Here is a 10784-nt window from a genome sequence, read left to right as displayed (position 1 = left end):
TGCCAAGCGAGTTACGGTTTTTTCTACTATGCTTTGTCTAATTGCAAGAGGGCTTCAATCTCTGCTAGGGTGTTGGCTTGGGAGATGGCTCCACGGAGTTTAGCAGCGCCAGATGTTCCCCGGAGATAGTGAGGAGCGAGGCCGCGGAATTCACGAACGGCTACGTTTTCTCCTTTGAGGTTAATCAAGCGTTTCAAATGTTCGTAGGCGATTTTCATCTTGTCTTCAAAGGTCAAATCAGGGAGAATTTCTCCAGTTTCAAAGTAGTGGTTGATCTGGTTGAAGAGGTAGGGATTACCCATGGCTGCGCGACCAATCATGACAGCGTCAGCACCGACTTCTTCGATACGCTGTTTGGCTTCTTGTACCGTACGGATGTCACCGTTGGCGATAAATGGAATCTTGGTCAAAGCTTGAGCAACCTTGTGAAGGGTCTCAAGGTCTGCGTGACCTGTATACATTTGCTCACGGGTGCGGCCGTGCATAGCCAGGGCGGAGACTCCGGCGGCTTCGGCTGCCAGAGCATTTTCTACAGCCAGTGAGCTGTCGGACCAACCTGTCCGCATCTTGACTGTCAGAGGAATATCTAAAACGGACTGGACCTTGTTGATAATTTTATAGATTTTCTCAGGATCCTTGAGCCACATAGCGCCAGCTTCGTTCTTCACGATTTTGTTAACTGGGCAGCCCATGTTGATATCGACGATATCGGTCTTGGTGTTTTCTTGAATGAATTCTGCTGCGCGTGCGAGGCTGTCTTCGTCGCTACCAAAAAGTTGGATAGAGACTGGGTTTTCCCCTTCGTCGATATGAAGCATATGCAAGGTTTTTTCATTGTTGTATTGGATTCCCTTGTCAGAGACCATTTCCATTACAACGAGTCCAGCTCCGAGCTCTTTTGCGATGGTACGAAAGGCTGAGTTGGTCACGCCAGCCATGGGTGCTAAAACAGTACGATTGGGAATCTCAACATTGCCAATCATAAAGGGGGTATTAAGATTTGTCACGAATGAGTTCCTCCAGGTCGTTTTCATCAAAGTTATAAGTTGTTTGGCAGAATTGACAAGTGATTTCTGCCCCGTGGTCTTCCTCTTTCATTTCCTCAAGGTCTGAGCTTGGAAGGCTGGCAAGAGCGTTCATAAAACGGTCTTTGCTGCAGTCACATTGGAAACGAATTTCTTCTTCAGATAAACGTTTGTAGGATTCGTCACCATAGATGGCCTTGAGGAGGGCTTCGATATGGTCGTCGCTTTCCAGAAGTGTCGAGATAGCTGGCATTTCTTGGATGCGTTTCTCAAAGCGAGCAATCTCTTCGTCCTTGGCTCCTGGCAAAACTTGGAGAAGGAAGCCGCCGGCAACTTCGACCTTGTCGTCTTTATCCAAAAGAACATTGAGGCCGACTGCTGAAGGTGTTTGTTGGCTTTCAGTCAGGTAGTATGCCAAGTCTTCACCGATTTCCCCAGAGATGAGAGGAGTCATGGAGTTGTAAGGATTTCCAGTGCCATAGTCTGTGATAACGAGAAACTGGCCATTGCCGACAAAAGGACCGACTAGGACTTCACCCGTTGCAGTTTTTTTGATGTCAACACCAGGATTTTGAACGTAGCCTTTAACATTGCCCTTGGTATCTGCGACCGTGATGATGGCACCGAGAGAGCTCGTTCCAAGAACTTTAACTGTTAGTTTGGTATTTCCTTTTTCATTGGCTGCGAGAATTTGGCTAGCGATAAGGGTTCGGCCAAGTGCAACAGTTGAACTGGCTTGAGTTTGATGTTTTTCTTGAGCAGTGCGGACGGTTTCCGTGCTGTCGAGGACATAGGCACGAAAAGAGCCACTTTCTGAGATTGTTTTAATAATTTTATCCATAGCTACTATTTTAGCATAAAAAGGAGTGAAGGGGCAAAAAGAGAACTTGTTTTCGAACGTCTGGTGAAATGTTTCTCTTGGTTTAAATTTTTGTACAATGGAGAAGAGGACAATAGTTTGTAAGGATTGCCTCTGGTCGTAAGTGTTCAAAAGAAAGAAGAGAGTTATGTCTAAAATCGATGTTTTTGCCCATGTTTTACTGCCAGAGTTTTCTAAGCGAATGTTTTTGTTGGATCCTGAACTTCCTGAAAAGATGCCTTTTATTCAGAATTCTGTCCTTTCGGATTTCGCTCTTCGCTGTAAGTACCTGCTAGCAGGGATTAAGCAAATCATTTCTTATGTCAATCTGAATCCTGAGGATTATTTATCAGAGTTGTCTGCTCTTCTATTGACTAAGAAAGCTAATCAATAATTGATCCAGACAGTTCAGGAGTATTCGGATCTATTTGTGGGTGGCGTTGCTATGCTGGTTCTTAATGATGAAGAAGGGAGTTTATCTATGGTGTATACGGTAGCAGAGATACCAGAATTGCTTGGCGTTCAGATCTTTAGTCGTCATCTAGGCAAATCACTGGCGGATGAGAAATTTAAGCCGATTTTTGTTAAATGTGCTGCGTTACAATTACCTGTCTGACTTCATCCTGTTTTGATGAACGAAAACCTGACAATAATATTGTTTTTTCTTGGGAATATGAGTCGACTTAGGCCATGTATCAGATTGTCGAGGCAGGATATTTTCAAAAATTTCCAGATCTCAAAATTATTGTCCATCATGCGGGTGCCATGTTTTTTACTTTGCGAGGCGGATTGATCACATCTTATCAGAATGGCAGACATCAGATTTCCGAAAATTTTATGTGGATACAGTTATTTTTGGGAATCCCAAGGCGCTGGAGTTGGCAGTAGATTTCTTTGGTCTGGATCATGTCCCCTTTGGTCTTGCGCCGACAGGAGCGTGGGAAGTGATTAGCCAGGCGATTGAAAGTTTGCCCCTCAGTCAGGCGGAGAAAGAGCAGATTTTCAGCCAAAATATAATAGGGTTAGTGGGAGATAAGGCTTGATATGAAGCTGGTTGCCTATCCTTTTCGTTTGAGAGCGACTCGTACAGATTTAACAACTTTTCATGAGGGCCAGTGTCGTTAATCTAATAATTTCTCAAAAAAGTGAGCTCGGACCCCTCGCATGTATATGAAAGTCAGAACTCGCCTACAGAATCCATTGTTTTTGAAGCCTATGCGAATGGGGGAGCCTATTAAATTCACCGAAAATCTCCCCAGTGCCAAGATTATGTGAGAAAGACTGGGTCTAAACTCGCTAAAAGAGAGGCGTTTAAAGTGGAGCCGATTTTCCTGCAGGGAGACATTGGTGCTGGCGAATGGATTGGAGAGGAGTATTTTTTCTAAAATTTGTTCAAGTTAAAACCGAAAGGGAAGGGGAAACTTTGAGAGTAGTGTATTAACCAATATAAAAATCTCTCTGGCGGTAGAAGAGGCTGTTCTCGCTATGTATGCGATGCGCGAATGTGAGAAATCCAATCGGAGGTATTTCTATGAAGTCTATGTGAATGCAAGAGTTTACCAGATGTACCGTGAAGCATCTTATTTTAAGATTTATCTGGCGGAAACGGAGGGTCTTGTTTTAGACAAGCAATTTCTTGATTTAGCCAATGATAAGATCGTGACTAAGGGGATTTTTCTACTTTTGAGTGAGGTGAAAGAAATTCTGATTTTGATGATGGCTTTTCCGAATAGATAGATAGGAATCATTTAGAAGAAGTCATGCAAGAATGTCACACGGAATTGAAGCCGACCTTTGATACTGTTACAAAAAATGTTTCGCCTTCAACCTCACGATATTCTAAGATACAGTCAACTCAAAAAAATCGTAGTCACTATCAGTGCTACGATTTTCTATATCTTTACCCGATTTCAGGAAAGAGTTTTGCCAAGATTTTGGGAGTCAGGGCTTGACCAGGACCTTGGGCGCAATAGGTATGCATATACATAGAAGGATTAAAGTTCAGCTCGATACAGGTGCAGTTAGGGGCATCTGGACGAGATGGTATCGTATTATCTGGGATGATCAAGTCCACTCCGCAGGCCCAAGCTCCCATAGCTTTCGCCATCTGGGCAGCCAGTTCCTTGTAGGAAGGATGCATGGTCTCGGTTACATCAATCGAGTCGCCTCCAGTTGAGATGTTAGAGTTGCGTCTGAGATTGACTTGTACCCCTGCTGGTAGGATATCATCAGGCTCGTAGCCTTGTTGACTGAGCATGAGTCGTTCAATGTCTCCCAGTTGAATGATTTCAAGCGGAGAGCGGTGGTCGCGACCTCGTAAAGGATTGTCGTTTTTGAGGGCGACGAGCTCTCTGACGGTGTGCACGCCATCCCCGACGACATTGGCTGCTACCCGAAGCAAAACAGCTTCACAGACGCCATCTAGGACAAAGAAGCGGTACTCGGTTCCTGCGATGAATTCTTCAACTAATACAGCACTGTCTTCAGCAAAGGCGATTTCCAGAGCCTTTTGATAGGATTCCAGACTGGCTGGTTCTTGGAAGATAGAGATGCCCAGTCCAAAGTTGGTCGATTTGGGCTTGACCACGATTTGTTTGTCCTTGATAAAAGGGTAGTAGGCGAGACCAGCTTCTAGACTAGTAAATTCCTCTCCAGCAGGGACGGGGAAGTGGGCAGCTTGGAGGATTTTCTTGGTTACAGTTTTATTGGCCATAGCAAGAGGGATGACATAGTTGTCTTTAGAGGTCATATTGCCGTTTTTGACATATTCGACATGCTGGTCGTGCCAGAGTTTTAAGAACTGATCTTCCTCATCCAGGATCTCAAAGTGAACTCCTTGTTGGATGATATCAAAGAGCAACATCTGGGTGGAGAGTTCCATATTTTCGTAGCCTTTCAGAGCATAAGGAGCGGTCCAAGCATAATTCTGGTATTCGGTTGCTTTTTCTCGTCCAAAGTTGGCCAGAGAGTGGTTCTCGATGTGAGGGAGTAACTGCCCTGAAAGAGTCCGGTGAGGATCTGTAAGGGTTAGACGGATATCTTCTAGCAAGTCTTGGTAGGAGCGTCCAAGTCTAAAGTGGGCAATCACGGCTTCCATGGCTGCCAAAACAGGCGCTGCATCTGCCTTATTAGGTAGAGGATCTAGGGGATGTGCTAGGGCAATCTGGTTATTGAGTTCGTGAGCTTCTTGGAGGAGTCCATCAACTTCTTCCTTGTCTGCCTGATCCATCCAGACAAGGGCTAGGAGTAGGAGATGGACGGTATCCATGGTGGCTTGGTCAATGCCAGTCACTTCAAAAGGATTGAGGTCAAAACAGCGCAATTCCAGATAAGTAATGCCCTGATCTAAAAACTGACGGTTGGGTTTTTGGCCACGAAAACGCACAGCAGAGTAGAATTCTTTCTCCGCAAGAAGTTCCCCCTCTTTGACATAGCGCTCAATGTCTGTGATATAGGCTTCAAGACTGGCGTAAGAAACTTGGATGTTGAACTTGTTGACATAGCCATAGTCGCTATTACGATAGGAGCGAACAGGCCCTTGAGGCGCTTCCTTGTAAAATCCTTCCTCTGCTAGAGGAGCAGCTCCATAGAGATAGGTCAAGAGCCAGCGGTAGCGTAGGAAGTTTTGGGCGAGCTTGAGATAGAGGTCGTTTTTAAAGGATTTTTTGTCTCTATAGTCACTCACCTGATAGAGAGCCTGAACCAGATCCGCTCCCAGCTCGATATTGTAGTGGATACCAGAGATGGCTTGGAGCTTGGTGCCGTATTTGTCAGCCAGATAGGAGCGGTAGTGGCGTTCAAAGTCGTCTTCTAATTGGGCAATTTGAATGTCAGTCTCTGTGATGTGAGGGGGCATGGACAAGGGCCACATGCGCTCGTTTCTATTGATAGAGCGTCCGGCAACATCTGTAATAGCCCCCAAGAGACGTCTGGCTTCCTGGGTTGATTTGGCAACAGGGGTGATCAATTCTAGCTGAAATTCACTAAAATCCGTCTGGATATAAGGATGGTAGGAGCGAGCTCCACAGACCTCTGGATGAGGCGTTTGGGCCACGCGCCCCTCTAGGTCAACGCGCAAGCTCTCTCGCTCAATACCAAAATTTGCCTGCAGAACAGGGCTCGCTGCATCTAGTTGTTGAAGAAGTTGATTCATTTTCATAAACTCACCTGTATTTGTTGGTAGAATAGATACAGTTTATTATAAATAAGCAGAGAATTCAAATTTTCGCTACGTTTTCCCGAACTTTTAATAGCTGCCGTCGTTTTGTGAGCTATGGGAAAGAAAGTGCTCTCAATTACGAATAAATAAGGGAGAAAAAATTTTTTAAAAACTCCCCTAAATAGTTAACCTCCTATTGAAAAAGTGGTAGAATAAAACATATCTTCATTATAGTAATAGAGTGAAAGTGTGAATCAATGAAAATTTCTAACGATTGGCTCCTATTTTTAGGTCGCACAGCCCTGTATTTCGTAATTATTATGGGCTTGCTTTACTTCTTTAGTTACCTGGGTCAAGGACAGGGAAGCTTTATTTATAACGAGTTTTAGAGAGGAAACAGTAGATGGTGACCAAAAACGAGATTGTCAAGGACATGATAGAAAGGCTAGAGCATTGGGCCGGTATAGAGCCAGATTTTCCAGTTTACCATATCCTTGGACAGGAGCATACCTATGGTGATTTAAAGGCGGATTCGGACAGTCTAGCTACGGTGCTGGATACTCTAGATTTGCCAGAAAAATCACCAGTCCTAGTCTTTGGTGGACAGGAATACGAAATGTTGGCGACCTTTGTGGCCCTGACCAAGTCGGGACATGCCTATATTCCTGTGGATCGCCATTCGAGCTTGGAGCGCGTGACAGCTATTTTAGAAGTGGCAGAACCAAGCTTGGTGATTGCTGTTTCTGACTTCCCTTTGGAGCAGGTGAGCCTACCCATTTTGAGGTTGGAGCAGGTTCAGGACGCCTTTTCCCAGAAGAACCAGTATCAGTTGACGCATTCTGTCAAGGGAGATGAGAATTACTACATTATCTTTACCTCAGGGACGACGGGCAAGCCCAAGGGCGTGCAGATCTCCCATGATAATCTCCTCAGTTTTACCAACTGGATGATTAGAGACAAGGAATTTGCGACCCCCAGTCGTCCGCAAATGTTGGCGCAGCCTCCTTATTCCTTTGACTTGTCTGTCATGTACTGGGCGCCAACCTTGGCGCTGGGAGGAACACTTTTTGCTCTTCCTTCAGCTATCACGCAAGACTTTAAGCAGCTCTTTGCGACCATCTTTTCTCTTCCAATTGCGATCTGGACATCAACGCCTTCCTTTGCAGATATGGCCATGTTGTCAGAAGACTTTAATAGTGAGAAAATGCCAGGAATCACGCATTTCTACTTTGATGGTGAAGAATTGACGGTTAAAACGGCACAAAAACTTCGGGATCGTTTTCCAAAAGCCCGCATTGTCAATGCTTACGGTCCGACAGAGGCTACTGTTGCCCTCTCAGCAGTTGCCGTGACAGATGAGATGCTAGCTAGTCTTAAACGCCTCCCGATTGGCTACGCCAAGACAGATTCTCCGACCTTTATCCTTGATGAAAAGGGGCAAAAGTTGCCAAATGGAAAACAGGGAGAAATCATCGTGACCGGGCCAGCAGTTTCCAAAGGCTATCTCAACAATCCTGAAAAAACTGCTGAAGTCTTTTTTGAATTTGAAGGACTTCCTGCCTATCACACTGGCGATGTAGGAAGCATGACAGATGAAGGCTTGCTACTCTACGGAGGACGGATGGACTTCCAGATTAAGTTTAATGGTTATCGCATTGAGCTTGAAGATGTCTCTCAAAACCTCAACAAGTCCCGCTATATCGAGTCGGCTGTTGCCGTTCCACGTTATAACAAGGACCACAAGGTGCAAAATCTTCTCGCTTATATCATCCTAAAAGACGGCATTCGTGAGCAATTTGAGCGAGAGATTGACATTACCAAGGCCATCAAGAAAGATCTGGAAAACATCATGATGCCTTATATGATGCCATCTAAGTTTCTCTATCGAGACAGTTTACCACTAACGCCTAATGGTAAAATTGACATCAAAGGCTTGATCAATGAGGTAAATAGCCGATGATGGAATTTTTCAAACAGTTTCCTCATTTGGAACCTTATGGGAATCCACAGTATTTTCTATACATCATCGGAGCGACCTTGCCCATCTTTATCGGTCTTTTTTTCAAGAAACGTTTTGCCTTGTACGAGGTGCTCGTTAGTCTCTTCTTTATCCTAGCCATGTTGACAGGTGGGAAGACGGATCAAATAAGCGCTCTTATCCTTTATGTTATCTGGCAAGTACTGCTTGTATTTTTCTACAAAAGGTACAGGAAACAACGGGATAGTAAATGGATATTTTACCTGGTTAGCTTTCTATCTCTATTGCCTATCGTCTTTGTGAAAGTATCTCCTGTTATTCATGGAACCCAGTCCTTGATTGGATTTTTAGGGATTTCTTACTTAACCTTTCGTGCAGTTGGGGTTATCGTTGAGTTGAGAGATGGTGTCATCAAGGATTTAACGATCTGGCAATTCTTGCGTTTTCTGCTCTTTATGCCGACTTTCTCAAGTGGTCCCATTGATCGTTTTAAACGCTTCAATGAAGATTACGAGACCATTCCTGAGCGGGATGAGCTGATGGATATGCTAGAAGAGGCTGTCAAATATATCATGCTTGGCTTCCTCTACAAGTTTATCTTGGCTCACATTTTAGGAGAGACATTATTGCCACCGCTGAAAAATTTGGCCTTGCAGACAGGTGGTTTCTTTAACCATTATGCTCTTGCAGTTATGTATACCTTCGGTTTAGAACTGTTCTTTGACTTTGCTGGCTACTCTATGTTTGCCCTAGCCATTTCAAACTTGATGGGCATTCATAGTCCTATGAACTTCAACAAGCCTTTTTTATCAAGGGATTTGAAGGAATTTTGGAATCGTTGGCACATGAGTCTGTCCTTCTGGTTCCGTGACTTTGTCTTTATGCGGATGGTCATGGTGTTGACTAGAAAGAAGGTCTTTAAGAATCGCAATGTCACTTCAAGTGTAGCCTATATTCTCAATATGCTGATTATGGGATTTTGGCACGGTGTGACCTGGTACTACATCGCCTATGGACTCTTTCATGGGCTTGGACTGGTCATCAATGACGCTTGGGTTCGCAAGAAAAAAGCGCTCAATAAAGAATGGAAAAAAGCTGGAAAGGGTTCCTTACCTGAGAATCGCTGGATTCAGTTGCTTGGCATGGCTGTAACCTTCCATGTCGTCATGTTCTCATTCTTAATCTTTTCTGGATTTTTGAATGATTTGTGGTTTAAAAAATAAAAGGATATAAAAATGGATATCAAATCAGAAGTTATTGAAATTATTGATGAGTTGTTTATGGAAGATGTTTCTGACATGATGGATGAAGATCTTTTTGATGCTGGTATTCTGGATAGCATGGGAACGGTTGAATTGATTGTTGAGATTGAAAACCGTTTTGACATTCGTGTTCCAGTGACGGAGTTCGGGCGCGATGACTGGAATACAGCTAATAAAATCGTAGCAGGAATTACGGAGTTGAAGAATGCTTAAACGCTTGTGGCTGATCTTCGGGCCTATCTTCATTGCTGGATTTTTGGTTCTTCTACTCATCTTTTTTTATCCAAGTACAACAAGCCATAATCTGACGGAGGAGAAATATTCTGCGGCTTCTATTAGCAGGGAAAGCTTTAAAGAGAGAAGCCAAAAAGTAAGGGCTCTTACGGATCCAAATATGCGTTTTATTCCTTTTCTAGGGTCAAGTGAATGGATTCGGTTTGACAGTGTCCATCCAGCTGTTTTAGCAGAAAAATACAATCGTCCCTATCGTCCTTACTTTCTGGGGCAGGCAGGAGCGGCCTCACTTAACCAATATTTCGGTTTGCAGCAAATTTTACCAGAAATAGAGAACAAGCAGGCGGTGTTTGTTATCTCACCTCAATGGTTTACAGAGACAGACTATGAGCCTGCAGCATTTCAGAGATTTTTTAACAGTGACCAATTGACAGCTTTTTTGGAAAATCAATCTGGAGATATCGCAGCAAAGCATGCGGCTATTCGGTTGTTAAAGCAGAATCCGAGTGTGGCATTGAAAGGCATCCTTCAAAAGCTTTCAAAAGGAGAGGACTTGTCAGATGCTGATCGACTTATCATCAACCTCTTTGCACGATTCAATGAAAAGCAGTCCTCTCTTTTTGGTCAATTTTCCATTCGAGGAAAACTCAAGTACAAGGAACACGTGGAGAACTATTTAAAAGATCTTCCTGATCAGTTTTCTTATGACGCTTTAGAAGAAATTGCCCGAAAGGATGCAGAAGCCAATACGACCAATAACGATATGGGGATGGAAAATCATTTCTATACGTATGAGGTCAAAAAAGACTTAAAAAAATGGGAAGGATATCAAAAAAATTATAACTTCCTAAAGTCGTCTGAATACAATGATTTGCAGCTGGTACTCAATCAATTTGCAAAATCGAAGGTCAATGTGCTCTTTGTCATTCAGCCGGTTAACAAGAAGTGGATGGAGTACACAGGACTCAGCGAAGAGATGTACCAGCATGCAGTGGAGAAAATTCGTTACCAATTAGAAAGTCAGGGTTTTACCAATATTGCTGATTTTTCAAAAAATGGAGGGAATCCTTATTTTGTTAAGGATACTATTCATCTAGGATGGTTGGGTTGGCTGGCTTTTGATAAGGTTGTGAATCCCTTCTTGACGGATCCGAAACCAGCTCCAGACTACAAGATGAATGAGCGCTTCTTTAGCAAGGACTGGGCGACCTATGATGGGAACATCAAAGATTTCCAATAAATCGATTAAAAAAACTTGAACTTGGCA

At 43.7% G+C, this 10784-nt stretch carries 9 protein-coding genes and 1 pseudogene; 7 read left to right on the top strand and 3 right to left on the bottom strand.

Translation table 11 applies throughout. The features are described 5' to 3' along the window. Positions 1-26: 26 nt before the first annotated feature. Entirely contained in the window at positions 27-1007 is a 981-nt protein-coding gene (gene dusB / locus SORDD16_RS02240; RefSeq protein ID WP_061452200.1) for a tRNA dihydrouridine synthase DusB, read from the bottom strand. Then, positions 994-1866, bottom strand: coding sequence for an Hsp33 family molecular chaperone HslO (gene hslO / locus SORDD16_RS02235; RefSeq protein WP_061452199.1), 873 nt, complete (start codon positions 1864-1866; stop codon positions 994-996). The genes dusB and hslO overlap by 14 nt, the downstream gene beginning before the upstream one ends. 166 nt (positions 1867-2032) lie before the next feature. On the opposite strand from hslO, the pseudogene SORDD16_RS02230 reads away from it, so the two are divergent. Together SORDD16_RS02230 and SORDD16_RS11075 are read left to right on the top strand one after the other, a co-directional pair. Then, positions 2033-2927 (top strand): annotated as a pseudogene (locus SORDD16_RS02230) (amidohydrolase family protein). A 442-nt stretch (positions 2928-3369) separates the two neighbouring features. Continuing rightward, complete coding sequence (locus SORDD16_RS11075; protein ID WP_128973448.1) at positions 3370-3621, top strand: hypothetical protein; 252 nt, start codon at positions 3370-3372, stop codon at positions 3619-3621. 163 nt (positions 3622-3784) lie between these two features. Here the strand turns inward: SORDD16_RS11075 and gshAB are convergent, their stop codons facing one another. Next, complete coding sequence (gene gshAB / locus SORDD16_RS02225) at positions 3785-6043, bottom strand: bifunctional glutamate--cysteine ligase GshA/glutathione synthetase GshB (protein ID WP_061452198.1); 2259 nt, start codon at positions 6041-6043, stop codon at positions 3785-3787. A 257-nt stretch (positions 6044-6300) separates the two neighbouring features. Between gshAB and SORDD16_RS02220 the strand changes: the two genes are divergently transcribed. Genes SORDD16_RS02220 through dltD form a run of 5 tightly spaced genes read left to right on the top strand, consistent with a single transcriptional unit; the run spans position 6301 to position 10757 of the window. Beyond that, on the top strand, positions 6301-6432 hold the full coding sequence (locus tag SORDD16_RS02220) for a teichoic acid D-Ala incorporation-associated protein DltX (RefSeq protein WP_061416279.1): 132 nt from the start codon (positions 6301-6303) through the stop codon (positions 6430-6432). A gap of 44 nt (positions 6433-6476) precedes the next feature. Continuing rightward, positions 6477-8003, top strand: a complete 1527-nt coding sequence (dltA, locus tag SORDD16_RS02215; protein ID WP_061452274.1) for a D-alanine--poly(phosphoribitol) ligase subunit DltA — start codon at positions 6477-6479, stop codon at positions 8001-8003. Further along, positions 8000-9244, top strand: coding sequence for a D-alanyl-lipoteichoic acid biosynthesis protein DltB (dltB, locus tag SORDD16_RS02210; RefSeq protein ID WP_061452197.1), 1245 nt, complete (start codon positions 8000-8002; stop codon positions 9242-9244). The genes dltA and dltB overlap by 4 nt, the downstream gene beginning before the upstream one ends. A gap of 12 nt (positions 9245-9256) precedes the next feature. Then, on the top strand, positions 9257-9496 hold the full coding sequence (gene dltC / locus SORDD16_RS02205; protein WP_061452196.1) for a D-alanine--poly(phosphoribitol) ligase subunit DltC: 240 nt from the start codon (positions 9257-9259) through the stop codon (positions 9494-9496). Continuing rightward, positions 9489-10757: a D-alanyl-lipoteichoic acid biosynthesis protein DltD gene (dltD, locus tag SORDD16_RS02200; RefSeq protein ID WP_061452195.1), complete on the top strand. Its 1269-nt coding sequence runs from the start codon at positions 9489-9491 to the stop codon at positions 10755-10757. The genes dltC and dltD overlap by 8 nt, the downstream gene beginning before the upstream one ends. The last annotated feature ends 27 nt before the right edge of the window (positions 10758-10784 follow it).

Origin of the sequence: Streptococcus oralis, from assembly GCF_001578945.1 — a bacterium.
GTDB lineage: Bacteria > Bacillota > Bacilli > Lactobacillales > Streptococcaceae > Streptococcus > Streptococcus oralis_Q.
Note: the sequence above shows the minus strand (reverse complement) of the source record. Positions and strands in the feature narration are given on the sequence as shown.

Coding starts and splice junctions, on each gene's coding strand:
- hslO (WP_061452199.1), bottom strand. CDS start 1,866: ATGGATAAAATTATTAAAACAATCTCAGAAAGTGGCTCTTTTCGTGCC.
- SORDD16_RS11075 (WP_128973448.1), top strand. CDS start 3,370: ATGTATGCGATGCGCGAATGTGAGAAATCCAATCGGAGGTATTTCTAT.
- gshAB (WP_061452198.1), bottom strand. CDS start 6,043: ATGAAAATGAATCAACTTCTTCAACAACTAGATGCAGCGAGCCCTGTT.
- SORDD16_RS02220 (WP_061416279.1), top strand. CDS start 6,301: ATGAAAATTTCTAACGATTGGCTCCTATTTTTAGGTCGCACAGCCCTG.
- dltA (WP_061452274.1), top strand. CDS start 6,477: ATGATAGAAAGGCTAGAGCATTGGGCCGGTATAGAGCCAGATTTTCCA.
- dltB (WP_061452197.1), top strand. CDS start 8,000: ATGATGGAATTTTTCAAACAGTTTCCTCATTTGGAACCTTATGGGAAT.
- dltC (WP_061452196.1), top strand. CDS start 9,257: ATGGATATCAAATCAGAAGTTATTGAAATTATTGATGAGTTGTTTATG.
- dltD (WP_061452195.1), top strand. CDS start 9,489: ATGCTTAAACGCTTGTGGCTGATCTTCGGGCCTATCTTCATTGCTGGA.